Here is a 16,771-nt window from a genome sequence, read left to right on the forward strand (position 1 = left end):
GGCGGGAGAGGTTCATATTATCTAAATAAAAAACGGCCTTAACAACTTTGCAAGACCGTTTCTAACTCTTATTTTTCGATAATATAAACATTTTTTCACTCCTTGTAATTCAATTGTTGAATCGTAAATAAGTGATAATATTGTCCTTTTCTGGCCATTAATTCATCATGCGTGCCGCTTTCAACAATCTTTCCATCTTCGATAAGAAAAATCCGGTCCGCATGAGTAATCGTTGACAGGCGATGGGCAACGATAAACGTAGTCCGATTTTTCGCGAGCCGTTCCATTGCCTCTTGAATGTAATGCTCGCTTTCTAGGTCGAGGGCTGATGTTGCTTCGTCAAAAATAAGAAGCGGAGGATTTTTCAAAAAGACACGGGCGATGGCGATTCGCTGTTTTTGCCCGCCGGATAATTTAATGCCGCGTTCTCCGACCTTCGTATCATATCCGTCCGGCAAATTCATAATAAAATCGTGAGCATTGGCCGCTTTTGCGGCGGCAATCACTTCTTCGTCTGTCGCACCTGGTTTTCCGAGCAAAATATTTTCTTTCACCGAATCGCTAAATAAAAAACTATCTTGGAACACCATCCCGATTTGATCGCGAAGACTGCGGACGCGTATGTCGCGAATATCTATGCCGTCTAATAAGATGCGTCCTTTTGTGACGTCATAAAACCGTGGAATAAGGCTTACTAATGTAGATTTTCCTCCCCCGCTCATGCCGACAAGAGCGATCGTTTCACCCGCTTTTACGGAAAACGAAATATCTCGAAGTACAGGCGGCTCGTTTTTACTATAAGCAAAAGTTACGTTTTCAAATACGATGTCCCCTTTTACTTCCTTGCAGTCCATCGCATTTGGCGCATCCACAATATCATATGTCTCATCCAAAAACTCAAACATTCGATCCATCGAGGCGAACGACTGCGTTAATGTCGTTGACGAGTTCACAAGGCGGCGCAACGGGCTATAAAGCCGATCAATATAACCGACGAAAGCAACCAATGTTCCGACGGTAATATGACCAATCAATACTTGATAGCCGGCATAGCCAATCACAATGATGGGGGCAATATCTGTCACTGTATTCACAACAGAGAACGATTTTGCATTCCAGCTCGTATGCATAAGCGCCTTTGTTAAAAAATTGTTGTTTTGTTCGGAAAAACGTTTCTGTTCCTCTTCTTCGATCGCAAGACTTTTAATCACCGGCATTCCTTGTACTCGTTCGTGCAAGTATGCTTGCAGTTCCGCCAGCGCTTGGGAACGCATTCTCGTCCGTTGCCGCAAACGCCCGAAAAAGTATTTTACGGAAAATGCATAAAGCGGCAGCGTACTGATGGAAACAAGCGTTAATTTGATATCCATCTTCATCATAATGATAAGTGCAATAATAATCGTGGTCATATCTAGCCAAAGATTCATCAGACCTGTAATAATAAAATCTTTCGTTTGCTCGACATCATTAATCACACGCGAAATAATTTCCCCTGTGCGATGGTTAGAGTAATACGTAAAGCTTAGTTTTTGCATATGTGTAAATAATCGATTGCGAATGTCATAGAGCACTTTGCTTGCCGTCCACTGCGCAAAATATTGCCGATAATATTCGACAATCGGGCGAATGAGGACAAAAATCACTAACATCACAGCGATAGCCCACCAAAGACGCTCTGTCTTGACGGACATCGGCAACTTCGTATTTGCGATAATTTCATCAACGACATATTTTAATAACAGCGGAATGAGAAGCGGAATCGCAAACTTAATAATTCCGATGATCATCGTTGCGATAATATACCATTTATATGGACGCACAAATTGCATATAGCGGCGAATAATTGCCAAAAACATATCCCCCTTTAAAAAGCAGAAAACCTGTTTGCGGCAACGAACAGGCTTTTTTGCTTTCCCCTTTCATTCACTTTCGATATGAACGAAACTTTTCATACCACGTGTCAATAAAATCTGGCGCAAACGGACCTTTTCGTTCATGAATCCAACTGATCAGCTTTTTCACATTATTTTTCAAAATTCTATCGATCACATCTGGATAATTCATTTCTTTGCGATGCCGTTCATATTCATCTTCGTCAAGAAGAATATACGTCATATCGGGAAATACTTTAATATCCAAATCATAATCGATATATTTTAGCGCTTCCTCGTCCCATACAAACGGTGAACTCAAATTGCAATAATAATAAATTCCCTCTTCCCGAATCATGCCAATAATGTTAAACCAATGTTTCGCGTGAAAAAAACAAATTGCCGGCTCGCGCGTCACCCATGTCCGGCCGTCTGCTTCCGTCACCATCGTTTTATCATTCGCTCCGATAATACACGTAGAGGTCCCTTTCAGCACGATCGATTCTTCCCATACTCGATGAATCAAACCGTTATGTTTATAACTATGAATTTGAATAATTTCTCCTTCTGCAGGATATCCAGACATCATTCTCCCTACTTTCCTATGGGAACTTCTCTTTTTTATTATAACGATTGAAGATACAAATGAAAACAAAAGAGAGCCATCTTAACGCGTTGAAGATGGCTCGCACGTACGGCGATACTGGTTTTGATATGTGAGAATGACTTCTTCCGTTTGCTTTTCAAACGTTTGTTGAATCTCTCTTAACTGTCGTTTCATTTGTTGGATTTCCTCTTGAATGGATTGGAGTTTCGCTTCTTGTTGCAGCTCGATTAATTGTTTTTCAATTTCTTGGCAGCGCTCGATTTCCGACTGTAAAAATAAAAGCCGATCCATCGTTTTTAGTTGCTCATTCACTAAACGTTCAAACAGTTCCACGTTCGTTCTCTCCCTTCCCTTCCGGTTATGTTTATTACATTCGGGAAGAGAGGAAAATTTCCTTTGACTATATATGTAAAGTTATGATAGCTTTTGTCGATAAAAAACGGGGGCAGCCAGCTCATTTCCGAGAAATCATTTTCCCAATCGACCAATGGGAAACGATTCTCTAAGAACTGGCTATGCCGCCCCCGCTTTTTTTTAGCTGTCTAGCTTCGGCTCGCAACCTGTCAGCTACTTGAATTTGCATCTTTGCTGACATGCGCCGAGTAACCGCAGATGCAGCTAGCGGGACAAATAACCTTCTCCCTTGGGGTGACAAACACCCCTGCGGGCGAAGAACATTTGCCCGTCGCGGTTAAACGGCTCGCCTCCACTTTTCTATGTTATTTGCTTGAATTTTGCGCTTTGCGAGCTTCTGCTTGCGCGTTTTGTTGTTTTACTTGTTGCGCATTAGTTTCTGCAGCAAATTCAGTGCCGAATTGACCTGCTTGTGCAGATTGTGCGTTTTGTTGTCTTACTTCTTGAATGTTAGTGCCTGCAGCTGTTTTGTTTGGTTGTTGTTTTGCCATTGTTATCACCTCCACGTCACTTAATGTGCCCAGGAGGTGATCGTTTTATCCATCCAAATTACAAAAGTAAAGATCTTCCACCATCAACGATAATCGTTTGACCGCGGATCATTTCTGCTTGGTCGGACAATAAAAACATTACCGCGTTGACAATATCTTCAGGTTTTACCATTCGACCGGCAGGAGTTTTTGCTACTGCATCGGCTAGCAGTTCTTCCCGATTTGGAAAATGTTTTAATGCGTCTGTGTCGACCGCACCACCTGATACGGCATTGACAGAAATATTTTTCGGCGCTAATTCGACAGCTAAATAACGCGTTAATGATTCAACCGCAGCTTTGGAAACACCGACAGCCGTATAATTTTCTAAATAACGGATGGAGCCGAGCGAGCTAATGCTGACGATTTTTCCTCCGCCAACTTTTTCCATTCGTTTTGCCGCTTCTTGCGCGCAAAATAACAGCGCTTTGCTGTTAATATCCATCGTCCAATCCCAATGCGATTCCGCAAGCTCCATCGCCGGCCGCAGCACGCCTGAAGCGGCGTTATTAATAAGGACATCCACACGTCCAAACGCTTCATCCACTTGCGCGAACATCGCTTTAATTTTTTCGACATCACCGACGTTCGCTTTCACGACAAGCGCTTTTCGTCCCAGCGCTTCGATTTCCTGCGCCGTTTGTAACGCCGCTTCTTTACTGCGTGCGTAGTTAACGACAATATCGTATCCTTCTTTTGCAAGACGAAGGGCAATCGCTTTGCCGATTCCACGGCTGCTTCCTGTGACTACCGCAACTTTTTCACTCATGTTTTTCTCCCCTTTATGTATAAATGAATGAGTACTTTTTTAAACTAGAAAAAAAGGAGGCATCCATCATGTACGTTGGCCGCGATATGACCGAACTTTCGATGATCCCAAAATCGGAATGGAAAGACAGCGAACTCGCTTTTTTTCACCATTCGTTTCAGCAAATTGCTCCTTATTTAAACGCAGAAGGACAAACGATCCACCGCGAAATCATCGAAGAAATCGAAGCTCGCGGCGGACTCAGAAAAAGCGAAGCTACCTATACACAAGGAACGAGACAATCGTATGACTGAAACAGGTGGATTATCCACCTGTTTCTTTCTCTTTATACTCTCGCCAAATTCGTTGATGGGAAACAGGAAAGGCGTATAAACTGATTTCTCGCTCATCAACAAGTTTCAGCTGTTCCGTTTCCGTAAAACCATTAACTAGTTTGCCGTCATAAACGGTAATATTCCAAACTAAGTGAGAAAACACATGTTCTAAAACCGCAAAAGGTTTCTCAAGCTGGACTATTGCCCCGTATTCTTCCTTCAAAAACTTTTCCAACTGTCTTTCCGGATTTTCCCGTGAATGCGCTACTTCGCAGTTCGGAAATTCCCATAAATTCGCAAGCAATCCATCGCTGTCCCGCTTATGGATCAGTACTTTGCCATGTTCATCTTTCAGCACCGCAGCTGCAATCGCCACTTGTTTAACACTCGTTTTTTTCGTTTTTACCGGAAGCTCCGTCTGTACCCCTTCTTGCAACGCCCGGCAATGCGCTTGTACCGGGCAAAGGAGACAAGCCGGATTACGCGGTGTACAAATAAGCGCTCCTAACTCCATCAATGCCTGGTTAAAATACGAAGGGTTTTCGCGTGAAATAATTTGCCGGACAATCGCTTCGAACAGCTTTCTCGTTCCTGTTTTGGCGATATCTTCCCAGACAAGAAAAATCCGTGATAATACCCGCATCACATTGCCGTCGACGGCAGGTTCCGGAATGCCATAGGCGATGCTTAATACCGCTCCTGTCGTATATGGCCCAACCCCTTTTAATTTGGAAAACTGTTCTCGATTGTCGGGAATTTTCCCTCCATATTGTTCTTTCACTTCTTTTACCGCCGCATGCAAATTACGAATGCGCGAGTAGTAACCGAGTCCTTCCCACGCTTTTAGCACCTCTTCTTCGTCCGCTTCCGCAAGCGCCTCCAGTGTCGGAAATTGGTCGATAAACTTATTAAAATACGGAATAACGGTGTCTACTTTTGTTTGCTGAAGCATAATTTCCGACACCCATACTTTATACGGGTCGTTATCTTTGCGCCACGGCAGGTCACGCTGTTCTTTTTCAAACCAACGAATTAAATCTCGTTGAAAATCTTCTACAGCGAATCCCTCAAGAAACGTTTGTTCCTTCACGTTGTTTCCCCCATGATGTCAGTATATACGTTTTATTATATCATTGTTCGCAAAAAAACACCTGATTTTGCTTTGTAGCAAAATCAGGTGTACCATTTATTATCTCGCTTCTTTTTGGATTACTTTCACATGGGCGACGCTTTGTTTCATATGATCTTTTCCATACACAAGCCAGTACAATAGTGCAACAAATACACTGCCGCCGACCGCATTGCCAAGAAAGACGGGAACAAAATTGCGGAACCAGTCCGCCCATGTCGCATGTCCTGCAAAAATCGCGGCAGGAATGACGAACATATTCGCCACAACGTGCTGAAAGCCAATCGCTACAAACGCCATGACTGGAAACCAAATCGCTAATATTTTTCCGCCAATATCTTCCGCCCCATATGACAACCAGACAGCTAATGTCACAAGCCAGTTACAGCCAATGCCTGAAATAAATGCTTGTATAAATGTGTCGTGAAGTTTCGCATCAGCAATGGCTATTGTTTTTTCTAAAAAAGGACCTTCCGCTGTTAACCCGACAATATGACCAAACATATAGGCAACAAATACAGCACCAAGAAAATTGCTTACGGTTACCCAAAACCATCCTTTCGCTAGTTTCTTCATTGTAATTGTTCTTGCCAACGCTGCCAATGTCATTGACATCATATTTCCCGTCAACAATTCTCCGCCGGCAATGATGACAAGGACAAGTCCTAATGGGAACACCGCCGCACCTAAAAAATTGGCAAAGCTCCCCCATTCTTTTGGAACGTTGCCAATCACGCGAATGTCCAATAAAAATCCAAGCGCAATAAACGCTCCTGCCAAAAAGCCAAGAATAATTTGTGATAATAATGGCAAATTCGCTTTACGCGTTCCCGCTTCAATGGTGAGTTGCGCAATTTGTGAAGGATTGCGGTAAGCCATTATGGATCCCCCTTTTTTCCGCAATTTAGTTATCAAATTACAATATTTTTTTCTTGCAACCCCGTTATTTTATTTGGATGTGTGTATACATTAAACGTATGGCCGCGAATAAATCCTACAATCGTAATACCTAAATCGTTCGCTAATTCGAGCGCCAATGTCGTTGGGGCGGATTTCGATAAAATAATGCCTATCCCCATTTTGGAAACCTTTAACAACACTTCCGATGATACTCTTCCGCTAAACGCGATTAATTTGTCCGATAACAGCAAATCGTGCTGCAAGCAATATCCGTAAATTTTATCTAGCGTATTATGTCTGCCAATGTCAGAGCGAACAATGACTAGGTCGTTTGGGGTACAAAGCGCCGCGTTATGAACGCCGCCAGTCGCCTGAAAATCGGTCGAGCTCTCTTGCAGCAACCGCATAAGGCGAAAACATTGCTCCACATGAACGCTCGTGCTGTGCACAATTGTTTTGGCTGTTTTCATATCGTTATAAAAATAAAACTGTCTGCTTTTTCCACAGCATGAGCCGATAAACCGCTTTGCGTAAAACTCTTTTTGAATGGACTGTTTCGTGACAAGCTCAACATAGGCAAACCCGCGATGTTCATCGATAGAGATTGTTTTTATTTCCTTGCTAGAACGAATCAGCCCTTCCGAAGCCAAAAAACCGATGACCAGTTCTTCTAAATGAGTCGGAGTGCACACCATTGTCGCAAATTCCTGCCCATCAACGACAATCGTAAGCGGAAACTCCACAGCAACCTCATCATCTAGCTCTTCAAACCGATCATCACGATACTTTACAATTTTTTGCTTACGAGTCACAAATGACTCCATTAAATTCACCTCCATTTTCGGATCCACAAAAAGAAACCGCCACATTTTCTATGACGAAGGCATACTATTCCTTCGTACACATAGAAAAGTGGCGGTAGTTTCAGCACAGAACTACTGTGACAAAACCAACGCTCATATCGCCTAGCGAAAGGAAACTTAACTAACAATAGCGTATTGCATAGCTAAGCTTCCTATCCATATAACACATATATAAAACATGTAAATGCTGTTTTTAGCATACCATGAAAGCGCATTACAAAACAATACAGAATTTTTTAGACTTGTCATATTATTTGTTAATCGGTTTTTCAAATATAAATACAGAAACAGCAATATCGTCTTCTACTTTAATATCATTAAATAAATATAAAAGTTTGGATCCTGCCAGCTCCTCGAGGCCTTCCGGCACTTTTTGCGCATATACTTCCTGAATCATCCGGGTGCGCGCCGTATGAACCATTTCTTTTCCTTCTGGCGACCTTGCAATAAACTTTTCCGTCGGCGTTAAATTTCCTTGCAATATACTGATAGCGAGATTATCGATAAAATATGTTTTAATCCGCTCTGGTCCTTTTCCAAAAAGCTGTTTGCGAACTTTTCGCACTAAATCGTTAAATGCCGCTTCCTTTTTTGACATGGGAAATCCCCTTTCCAACCGTAAATTTGCGAAAAACAATCTTCTTTACAGGTTGTTTTATGAACAATTCAGTACTATAATTATAATAAAAAAATTTATAATAAACATAAACATAGTGGAAAAATAATAAGGCTTCCCTTGTTATTTTTCTACTAGTCTATTTGGATATGGATTGGTTATTTTAGCATCGTCATGCTAAAAAACTACTCCACCATGACTGAAGACCATCTTCATTCATGGTGGAGTTTTTATTTTACTGTGGAGGAGGTTTAAGCATGAGCGAACAATTGATAACGATTACAATAAACGGAAGCGATTACAGCGCAAAACAAGGAACGACGATTTTGGAAGTCATTAATGAAAACAACATCCCACATCCGCAAGTTTGCTATACTCCTGAGCTTGGAGCCATTCAAACGTGCGACACATGCATTGTCGAAGCAGATGGAAAATTGGTGCGCGCCTGTTCTACTCCTGCTAAAGACGGCATGAACATCGAGCTTTCTTCCGAACGGGCGAAAGCAGCTCAAAAAGAAGCGATGGACCGCATCCTAGAAAACCACCTATTATATTGTACTGTCTGCGATAACAATAACGGAAACTGTAAATTGCACAATACAGCGGAATTAATGGGAATCGAACATCAATCGTATCCATACCGCCCGAAAGTAGATCCATCGGAAGTCGACATGTCCCATCCATTCTACCGCTATGATCCAAATCAATGTATCGCCTGTGGTCAATGCGTAGAAGTATGTCAAAACTTACAAGTAAACGAAACATTATCTATTGACTGGGAAGCGGAACGCCCTCGTGTCATTTGGGATAACGGTGTTCCGATTAACGAATCTTCCTGTGTCAGTTGCGGACAATGCGTTACCGTTTGCCCATGTAATGCATTAATGGAAAAATCGATGTTAGGCGAGGCCGGCTTTATGACCGGTTTAGATAAAGAAATTTTAAATCCAATGATCGATTTTGTAAAAGAAGTCGAACCTGGCTACAGCAGTATTTTTGCCATTTCGGAAATCGAAGCGGCGATGCGCAAACAGCGCATCAAAAAGACGAAAACGGTTTGTACGTTCTGCGGCGTCGGCTGTTCGTTTGAAGTATGGACAAAAGGACGTAAAATTTTAAAAATCCAGCCTGTCTCTGAAGCACCAGTCAACGCCATTTCCACATGTGTAAAAGGAAAATTCGGTTGGGATTTCGTCAACAGCGAAGAACGCCTGACCAAACCGCTTATCCGCAAAGGTGACGTGTTTGTCGAATCCACATGGGAAGAAGCGCTTTCGCTTGTTGCAGAAAAACTTGGCGAAATCAAACGGAAATACGGCGGCAATGCCATCGGCTTTATTTCATCGTCGAAAACATCCAATGAAGAAAATTATTTAATGCAAAAACTAGCGCGGCAAGTGTTTGAAACGAACAACGTCGACAACTGTTCGCGCTACTGCCAGTCGCCGGCAACAGACGGATTGTTCCGCACAGTAGGAATGGGCGGCGATTCCGGAACGATTCATGATATCGCATCCGCGGGATTAGTGATTATTATCGGCGCCAATCCGGCGGAAGGACATCCGGTTTTGGCGACTCGCGTCAAACGTGCCCATAAACTATTTGGTCAAAAATTAATTGTTGCTGACTTGCGCAAAAATGAAATGGCGGAACGCGCCGATCTATTTATCCGGCCAAAGCAAGGAACCGACCAAGTATGGCTGATGGCCGTTACGAAATATATCATCGACCAAGGCTGGCATGATGAAAAGTTCATTCGCGAACGCGTTCATTTCTTCGATGAATTCAAAGAGGTGCTCGAAAAATATACGCTCGATTACGCGGAAGAAGTAACAGGCGTTGCAAAAGAAGATTTAATCCGCATCGCTGAAATGATCCATGAGGCGGATGGAACGTGCATCCTCTGGGGAATGGGCGTTACGCAAAACACGGGAGGCAGCGATACATCAGCGGCCATCTCGAACTTATTGCTCGCAACTGGCAACTACGGACGCCCAGGCGCTGGAGCGTTCCCGCTGCGCGGCCATAACAACGTGCAAGGCGCTTGCGATATGGGCTCACTCCCTGGCTGGCTTCCAGGATACCAGCATATTACGGATGATGTCGCGCGGGCAAAATTTGAAAAAGCATACGGCGTCCGCATTGATGGAAAACCAGGGCTTGACAACATTCAAATGATTGAGGCTGCGGAACAAGGAAAATTAAAAGCAATGTATATCGTCGGCGAAGATATGGCGTTTGTCGACTGCAACGCCAATCATGTCCAAAAAGTGCTTTCAGAATTAGACTTCTTAGTGGTGCAGGACATTTTCTTATCGAAAACCGCGCAATTTGCTGACGTTGTTTTGCCAGCAGCTCCAAGCTTAGAAAAAGAAGGAACGTTTACCAACACAGAGCGGCGCATTCAACGTTTTTACCAAGCGCTTGAACCGCTCGGCGATTCCAAACCAGACTGGTGGATCATTCAAGAAATCGCCAAACGGATGGGAGCTGACTGGAATTACGCCGGACCAAAAGAAATTATGGATGAAATCGCAAGCCTTGCTCCGCTTTATTCACAGGCAAACTATGAAAACTTGGAAGGATGGAAAAGCCTCTGCTGGGGCAGCTATGACGGAGCGGATACGCCAATCCTTTACAAAGAACGCTTCAACTTCCCAGACGGAAAAGCACGCTTTGCGCTCGCCGACTGGGTACAACCGGCAGAGTATCCGGAAGAGTACGATTTGCTTGTCAATAACGGGCGATTGCTCGAACATTTCCATGAAGGAAACTTAACATACAAATCGCAAGGCATTCAGAAAAAATTCCCGGAAGTGTTCGTCGAAGTATCGCCGGAATTAGCGAAAGAACGCGGCATCAAAGATGGCTCGCTCGTTCGTTTAGAATCACCATTCGGCAGAGTAAAAGTGCGCGTGCTCGTCACTGACCGCGTCAAAGGGAAAGAATTGTTCTTGCCAATGCACTCGGCAACAAACGAAAGCGCCATTAACATACTGACCGGTCCTGCGACTGACCATCGCACCAACACACCGGCATACAAGCAAACAAAAGTACGGATGCAAGTGTTAGAAGTCGATGGAACGCCTCCGCTCCCGCGCACCAATCCGCGATTTAAAAAGCGGAATCCAAAAAGAGGAGTCGAAGTCGAGCGAAAATGGAAGCGTCCGGATTACGTTCCTTTAACAGATGAATGGAAGGAGGCACAGCCGCGTGGCTAAACCAATTACAACCATTCAAAAACAAACCATTACCGAAGAAGAAAAACGTGAGAAAACAATAGAAGAACTAAAAATTTCATTGACGGAAAAAGAAGAAGCGGTCACTGAACTGCTTTCTATTATAGAAGAACTGCATAAAAGCGGCATACTCGAAGCGGCAAATGCGATGCTTAAAGCAAGAGAAGACATCGCGAAAATCGTCATCGGTCAAGCAAATCGCAAACCGGTGACAACGGTGATTAATCATGTGATCGGGATGGCACAGCTGCTTGCCAATCTCGATCCGCAATTAACCGCTAAGTTATTGGAAAGCACCGCTTCCAGCATTGCCGAAGCATACAAGCAAACAAAAGAAAAAGATAAAAAAATCGGCATTTTCGATCTTTTAAAATCACTGAATGATCCTGACATTAACCGCGCCATCCGCTTTATTCTTTCCTCTTTAAAAGAATTTGGAAAACGTCTGGATGATGATAAAAGCTAAACATTCGCCTTTTTCAGCCATCTTTCCTAAACAGGAAAGATGGCTTTAGTATTCCCTTCCCTCGCCAATGCATTCGAAATGTGCTACACTGGCAATACATCCTTGTTTTTATGTGCTTACTCGTCCAATGATCGAAAACGGACTGGATATACTAATGAACGAAACTAGCAAAGGAGGCTTATTTCGCTTGGATACAGGCACACACATTCTTATGGGGGTAGCGCTAGGCAGTATTGCCACATTGGACCCCACTGTCGCTCAAGACCCTTTTTTGTCTCATGCTGTGCTTATCGGAACATTAGCCGGCTCCCAAGCGCCGGATATCGATACGATTTTAAAATTACAAAACAACGCAAAATATATCCGCAATCATCGCGGAATTACCCATTCGATTCCTGCCGTATGGCTATGGCCGTTATTCATTACAGGCATTATCGTTTGCTTTTATTCATACGTCAATGTATTTCACTTATGGCTATGGACGTTCATTTCTGTCGCAGTTCACGTATTTGTCGATATTTTTAACGCTTACGGCACGCAAGCGCTGCGGCCGTTTACAAAAAAGTGGATTGCGCTTGGTGTGATCAATACATTCGATCCAATTATTTTTGCCCTGCATGTCATCGGGGTTGGTCTGTTGTTTCTTGGCCTTCATCCCGGCTATACGTTTCTAGCGATTTACGGTGTCATCGCCGCTTATTATATAATACGATTACGCCAGCAGGCAGCGATTAAACAAGCCATCCGTGCTGAAATTGCCGATGTCGAACAGATTATTACCGTTCCGACGTTCCGCTTCCGCGAGTGGCATTTGGCGATTACGGCAAAAGACTACTTTTATGTCGCGAGGGCCAAAAACGGGTGCATCTATATATTGGACCAATTTGAAAAATGCCCTCTTCCTGACGATCCCGTCATCGAAGCGGCCAAGCGGGATGAAAACGTTGCCGCTTTTCTGTCCTTTTCCCCCGTCTACCGATGGGAACTTCATGAATATAACGATCATTATGAAGTGCGATTTACGGACTTGCGCTATCGCAGCAAAGGCTACTATCCATTCGTCGCCGTAGTGCAATTAGATCGCGATTTAAATATTGTCAGTTCGTATACCGGCTGGATTTTCAGCGAAGGGAAATTGCGAAAAAAACTGGACTTCATTCCAAACTGATAAAAATAGGCGGTCGTTTTGAAACAACCGCCTATTTTCAATGTTTTAAATAATCATTGCGATTTAGCAAATGTTGATATTTCGGATTTGTCGTTTGAAATTCATGTAATGTCGCTCCATACCGGTCAATCCATTGACGCACTACTTTTTCTGTCAGCTCTTTTCCTCTATACTCGTGTCCAGCGCGGGCATATGTCGTTTCGAAATCTTCCCATAACAATTCGACCCACGTTCTCGCTTGGGCATAAGCAAGCGATGGATTTTTCTCCAACAAATAGTTCGTCAGCCGTTCAAAATATTCATTCATCGTCATTTTTTCCACCTCTTATCCCAACAATTTGAACACATAAGAGAGCAAAATATCCTCATAATAAAAATACGTGTTGGCCATCAACACGAGCAATTGCAAAGGAGGGAATGTGCGATGCGGAATAAAGAACGCAACTTCCCAAACCAAAACAACAATAAATTCGAAGGTGAACCACGCGCAAAAGCGGAATATGCTTCAAAACGGGCAAACGGCACGACTAACACCCATCCGCAAGAACGCATGCACGCTTCCGGCAAACGAGATGACAATTTTTAGAAACTTTCTCTTATTTTGAGAGGTGTGAGACAATGGGTCGCCATTCGCACAAAAAATTTTATGACAACTTATACTCCAATCCTTTCCAGCAGCCATGGGCGAATCCAAAACATGCCCATTCACAAGTCAATGGAGAAACTCAACAAACACTTAACTTAATTATCCTTGAGCGTCAAACGCGGAAACAATCGTAGCAAATCGAACCTAGAGAATCTTCTCTAGGTTCTCTTTTACTACAATTACGGCTTTCGCAACAACGAAATCGGCAGCGCTTCTTCTTCCCCGTTTCCCTTTAACCGGTATCCCCAAGCAAATACTCCCTTCAAATAGCGCACTTTAAAATATTCTCCCGGATCTCCCTCGATCTCGTATATTTCGCCCGGCTGAAAATCATTTGGGTCAAGCAAATACGCTTTTGCCATCGCGATTTTTCTTTCATATACGGCGTATTCATTTACCATCCCCATTTGTTCCGCTTTGCGCGCTTTTTCCGTTAATGCCGCGATTTCTTGACGCAATTCTTGTTCCGTCATTTCACTATAACGTTTTTGTTCTCCTGGCGCTTTCACCGTTTGTTCCCCCTTTGATTTTATTATATGATAAAAAAGACAATCCAACAGAATGGAGAGACAGACAATGGATGTTATTGCTATTACCGGGGCCGGCACAGGGTTAGGAAAAGAATTGGCATTGCAATATGCTGGGCAAGGCCATACCATCATCGCCCTCGGCAGACGGATCTCCCCTCTTTTAGACGTAGTGCAGGAAATCGAGCATCTAGGAGGAAAAGCGTTTGCCTATTCCCTTGATATCCGCCGTTACGAAGATGTCGTTAACACAGTCGATATGATTGCGAAACACCACCATGTTACGTGTCTTGTGAATAATGCTGGCATCGGCCATTTCGGTCCGCTTTCTTCGCTTTCCGCGCAGCAAATTGACGATATGATTCAAACGAACATCAATGGGACCATTTATATGACAAAAGCATTTTTGCCGCATTTTCTGGCGATGCCGAAAGCAAAAATTATCAATATTATTTCGACTGCCGGCTTACGCGGCAAAGTGAACGAATCGGTCTATGTCGCGACAAAATTTGCGATTCGCGGCTTTAGCGAAAGCTTAACGAAAGAGCTGAAAGGCACAAATATTTCGGTTACCGCTGTGTACATGGGAGGCATGGACACCCCGTTTTGGCATGGAACCGATCATATAAAAGATCATTCGCGGCTTCGTTCTCCAAAAGAAATAGCAAAACAAATTATCGCTTTAGAACACGGGCAAAACGAAATTATTTTATCTTAATGTTCCTGCTCCTCCTTTAATTTGCTCAAAAATTGCTCGATCATCTCCAGTGGGAAGCCTTTCCGGTACAAAGCCTGCTTCATTTTTTGCTCATACATCGGACTATCATATTTTTCATAGCGACGATGCGCTTTTCTTCCTTGATACTCCAAAGCTTCCCACTCCTGTTCCTCCTTTTCGTCCCGTTTTGACAACAGCACCTGATCGATGACTTCCTGCGGAAATCCTTTTCGATATAAAAGCTGCTCGATCTGATATTTCCATTGCCGCAAAGACTGTTTTGCCCGCTGTTTTTTTGCTTTTTCATAAAGCGATTTTGCCGTTTCCACTTGCTCATCAAAGGAGTAAATAGCCAAGCTTTGTTCAATCCATTCTTCCGCAACTCCGAATTTTTCTAATTCTTTACGAATGACATACGGTCCTTTTGCCGTCGTTTGCTTTTGCGTGCGCACATAAGCGAAGGCGAATTCACGGTCATCGACGTATTTGTTCTCTCGCAGCTTATCGAGCACCTCTGCGATCACATCGTCAGATGCGCCTTTTTTTCTCAGATGATCGGTCACCTCACGTTCAGACCGCATGCGGTGCGATAAAAAATATAAAGCCTGATTATACGTTTTTTTGACTTGATCCGCATATACTATTTCTTGTAAGGCATTCTCATCAATTTCCATTCCTTTTTTCAGGCGGAATTGAAGCAACACGTCTTGATCAACGGTAATCACATCTATTTCTCCATTTTCTTTTTGGATCGTGACGCGAAAACGTTCACGGCTGTTTGGCTGAACAGCTATATTCGTAATGATCCCCATGATTTTCCCTCCATTTTTTATCGTAACACACAGAAGGAATCCGGTACATGAAAAGCGAAATAATTCACTACGACAGACTAGGAGGGAAGGATATGAATATCGCCATTGCCGGCGGAACTGGTTTTATCGGGAAAGCGCTTTCGAATCACCTTGAGCCACAAGGCCATACCATTTATATATTGACGCGACGTCCTAAATTATCTTCCTCTTCTAATATCCGCTATGTTTTATTCAAGCCTGAAAGCCGTCCCGCAACAGACTTTCCTGCCTTTGATGCCGTGATTAATTTAGCCGGCGAACCGATTAATCGCAGAAGATGGACAAAAAAGCAGAAAAAACGCATTGTCCATAGCCGTGTCTCCACGACCCAATGGATGATTGAGCTGATCAAATCATTGCCATCCCCTCCTAGTGTATTTATTAACGCGAGCGCCATCGGCATTTACGGCACTTCGCTTACCGATTCTTTTACCGAAGAAAGTTCAATAATTGGCAACGATTTTCTGGCACAAACCGTAGCGAAATGGGAAAATGAAGCGAAACAAGCAGAGTCGTTAGGAATTCGTACGGTAATGGCACGATTTGGTGTCGTTCTTGGCAAAAACGGCGGGGCGTTGCCGAAAATCGTCTTACCGTACCGTTTCTGGATCGGCGGTCCAATCGGCTCGGGACAGCAATGGATCTCCTGGATTCACATTAACGATGTGGTTCGTGCGCTTGCATATATTATTGATCATAAGCAGCTAGCAGGACCGGTTAATATCACTTCTCCATCTCCCGTCCGTATGGGACAGTTCGGCGAAACGGTCGCCCGTATACTTCACCGCCCTCATTGGCTTCGCGTGCCAAGTGCGATGCTGCGCGCTCTCCTTGGTGAAATGAGCATGCTTGTAACCGAAGGACAGCAAGTCATTCCGAAAAAACTGATGGAAGCTGGGTTCGTCTTTTCCTTCCCTACGCTGGAAAAAAGTTTAGCCGATTTACTAGCCACGTGACGTTCGTTATCGAAAAATCAACAAATATATAAAAAAAATTTAACAAAAAACCTATTTCTTTTTTCTTGATCATCGTGTATGATGATAAAGACCTGTGCTACTCATTGCCGACAATCAGATAACGACGCAACAAAAGGGAAGGCAAATGGTGCGCCACCAGCGGATATCGCTGGTTCTAGTGGGTTCG

General features: G+C 43.5%; 20 protein-coding genes. 8 read left to right on the forward strand and 12 right to left on the reverse strand.

The window, feature by feature from the left end; translation table 11 throughout:
* Positions 1-95: 95 nt before the first annotated feature.
* The 5 genes from QSJ37_RS15990 to fabL form a co-directional block, all read right to left on the reverse strand.
* Positions 96-1,850 carry an ABC transporter ATP-binding protein gene (locus tag QSJ37_RS15990; protein WP_285756192.1) on the reverse strand — a complete coding sequence of 585 codons (1,755 nt, stop codon included), beginning with the start codon at positions 1,848-1,850 and terminating at the stop codon, positions 96-98.
* A gap of 73 nt (positions 1,851-1,923) precedes the next feature.
* Positions 1,924-2,457 (reverse strand): nucleoside tri-diphosphate phosphatase, encoded by a 534-nt coding sequence (ntdP, locus tag QSJ37_RS15995; RefSeq protein ID WP_062678470.1) that lies wholly within the window; start codon positions 2,455-2,457, stop codon positions 1,924-1,926.
* Positions 2,458-2,538: 81 nt separating this feature from the next.
* Positions 2,539-2,811: a YgaB family protein gene (locus QSJ37_RS16000; RefSeq protein ID WP_062678460.1), complete on the reverse strand. Its 273-nt coding sequence runs from the start codon at positions 2,809-2,811 to the stop codon at positions 2,539-2,541.
* A gap of 386 nt (positions 2,812-3,197) precedes the next feature.
* Positions 3,198-3,383, reverse strand: coding sequence for a gamma-type small acid-soluble spore protein (locus tag QSJ37_RS16005; RefSeq protein ID WP_285756193.1), 186 nt, complete (start codon positions 3,381-3,383; stop codon positions 3,198-3,200).
* A gap of 58 nt (positions 3,384-3,441) precedes the next feature.
* On the reverse strand, positions 3,442-4,191 hold the full coding sequence (gene fabL / locus QSJ37_RS16010; protein WP_062678461.1) for an enoyl-[acyl-carrier-protein] reductase FabL: 750 nt from the start codon (positions 4,189-4,191) through the stop codon (positions 3,442-3,444).
* A gap of 68 nt (positions 4,192-4,259) precedes the next feature.
* Here fabL and QSJ37_RS16015 point away from each other — a divergent pair, with 68 nt between their 5' ends.
* Complete coding sequence (locus QSJ37_RS16015; RefSeq protein WP_012749192.1) at positions 4,260-4,484, forward strand: hypothetical protein; 225 nt, start codon at positions 4,260-4,262, stop codon at positions 4,482-4,484.
* Positions 4,485-4,494: 10 nt separating this feature from the next.
* Here QSJ37_RS16015 and mutY read toward each other — a convergent pair whose 3' ends face one another.
* The 4 genes from mutY to QSJ37_RS16035 form a co-directional block, all read right to left on the reverse strand.
* Positions 4,495-5,595: an A/G-specific adenine glycosylase gene (mutY, locus tag QSJ37_RS16020; RefSeq protein ID WP_285756195.1), complete on the reverse strand. Its 1,101-nt coding sequence runs from the start codon at positions 5,593-5,595 to the stop codon at positions 4,495-4,497.
* A gap of 99 nt (positions 5,596-5,694) precedes the next feature.
* On the reverse strand, positions 5,695-6,513 hold the full coding sequence (locus QSJ37_RS16025) for a formate/nitrite transporter family protein (protein ID WP_285756197.1): 819 nt from the start codon (positions 6,511-6,513) through the stop codon (positions 5,695-5,697).
* Positions 6,514-6,545: 32 nt separating this feature from the next.
* On the reverse strand, positions 6,546-7,358 hold the full coding sequence (gene fdhD, locus QSJ37_RS16030) for a formate dehydrogenase accessory sulfurtransferase FdhD (RefSeq protein ID WP_285756198.1): 813 nt from the start codon (positions 7,356-7,358) through the stop codon (positions 6,546-6,548).
* A gap of 289 nt (positions 7,359-7,647) precedes the next feature.
* On the reverse strand, positions 7,648-7,995 hold the full coding sequence (locus tag QSJ37_RS16035) for a Na-translocating system protein MpsC family protein (RefSeq protein WP_285756200.1): 348 nt from the start codon (positions 7,993-7,995) through the stop codon (positions 7,648-7,650).
* Between the two features lie 275 nt (positions 7,996-8,270).
* Between QSJ37_RS16035 and fdhF the strand changes: the two genes are divergently transcribed.
* From fdhF to QSJ37_RS16050, 3 genes are all read left to right on the forward strand, one after another.
* Positions 8,271-11,234 carry a formate dehydrogenase subunit alpha gene (gene fdhF / locus QSJ37_RS16040; RefSeq protein WP_285756201.1) on the forward strand — a complete coding sequence of 988 codons (2,964 nt, stop codon included), beginning with the start codon at positions 8,271-8,273 and terminating at the stop codon, positions 11,232-11,234.
* Positions 11,227-11,718: a helical membrane plugin domain-containing protein gene (locus QSJ37_RS16045; protein ID WP_285756203.1), complete on the forward strand. Its 492-nt coding sequence runs from the start codon at positions 11,227-11,229 to the stop codon at positions 11,716-11,718. Before fdhF ends, QSJ37_RS16045 begins: the two co-directional genes overlap by 8 nt.
* 187 nt (positions 11,719-11,905) lie before the next feature.
* A complete protein-coding gene (locus QSJ37_RS16050) occupies positions 11,906-12,886 on the forward strand; it encodes a metal-dependent hydrolase (RefSeq protein WP_285756204.1) in 981 nt (326 codons plus the stop codon).
* Positions 12,887-12,923: 37 nt separating this feature from the next.
* Here the strand turns inward: QSJ37_RS16050 and QSJ37_RS16055 are convergent, their stop codons facing one another.
* Positions 12,924-13,193, reverse strand: coding sequence for a YfhJ family protein (locus QSJ37_RS16055; RefSeq protein WP_285756404.1), 270 nt, complete (start codon positions 13,191-13,193; stop codon positions 12,924-12,926).
* Positions 13,194-13,310: 117 nt separating this feature from the next.
* On the opposite strand from QSJ37_RS16055, the gene QSJ37_RS16060 reads away from it, so the two are divergent.
* Positions 13,311-13,472 (forward strand): small, acid-soluble spore protein K, encoded by a 162-nt coding sequence (locus QSJ37_RS16060; protein WP_012749183.1) that lies wholly within the window; start codon positions 13,311-13,313, stop codon positions 13,470-13,472.
* A gap of 32 nt (positions 13,473-13,504) precedes the next feature.
* Positions 13,505-13,666: a YpzG family protein gene (locus tag QSJ37_RS16065; protein ID WP_285756207.1), complete on the forward strand. Its 162-nt coding sequence runs from the start codon at positions 13,505-13,507 to the stop codon at positions 13,664-13,666.
* Between the two features lie 45 nt (positions 13,667-13,711).
* On the opposite strand, the gene QSJ37_RS16070 is transcribed toward QSJ37_RS16065, so the two are convergent.
* A complete protein-coding gene (locus QSJ37_RS16070) occupies positions 13,712-14,041 on the reverse strand; it encodes a YfhH family protein (RefSeq protein ID WP_255265199.1) in 330 nt (109 codons plus the stop codon).
* A gap of 67 nt (positions 14,042-14,108) precedes the next feature.
* Between QSJ37_RS16070 and QSJ37_RS16075 the strand changes: the two genes are divergently transcribed.
* Complete coding sequence (locus QSJ37_RS16075; protein ID WP_285756209.1) at positions 14,109-14,777, forward strand: SDR family NAD(P)-dependent oxidoreductase; 669 nt, start codon at positions 14,109-14,111, stop codon at positions 14,775-14,777.
* Here QSJ37_RS16075 and recX read toward each other — a convergent pair.
* Positions 14,774-15,589: a recombination regulator RecX gene (gene recX, locus QSJ37_RS16080; RefSeq protein WP_285756211.1), complete on the reverse strand. Its 816-nt coding sequence runs from the start codon at positions 15,587-15,589 to the stop codon at positions 14,774-14,776. The genes QSJ37_RS16075 and recX overlap by 4 nt on opposite strands.
* A 92-nt stretch (positions 15,590-15,681) precedes the next feature.
* On the opposite strand from recX, the gene QSJ37_RS16085 reads away from it, so the two are divergent.
* Positions 15,682-16,584: a TIGR01777 family oxidoreductase gene (locus tag QSJ37_RS16085; protein ID WP_285756212.1), complete on the forward strand. Its 903-nt coding sequence runs from the start codon at positions 15,682-15,684 to the stop codon at positions 16,582-16,584.
* Positions 16,585-16,771 lie beyond the last annotated feature (187 nt).

It is taken from the genome of Parageobacillus sp. G301, assembly GCF_030268025.1.
Taxonomy (GTDB): Bacteria; Bacillota; Bacilli; order Bacillales; family Anoxybacillaceae; genus Parageobacillus_B; species Parageobacillus_B toebii.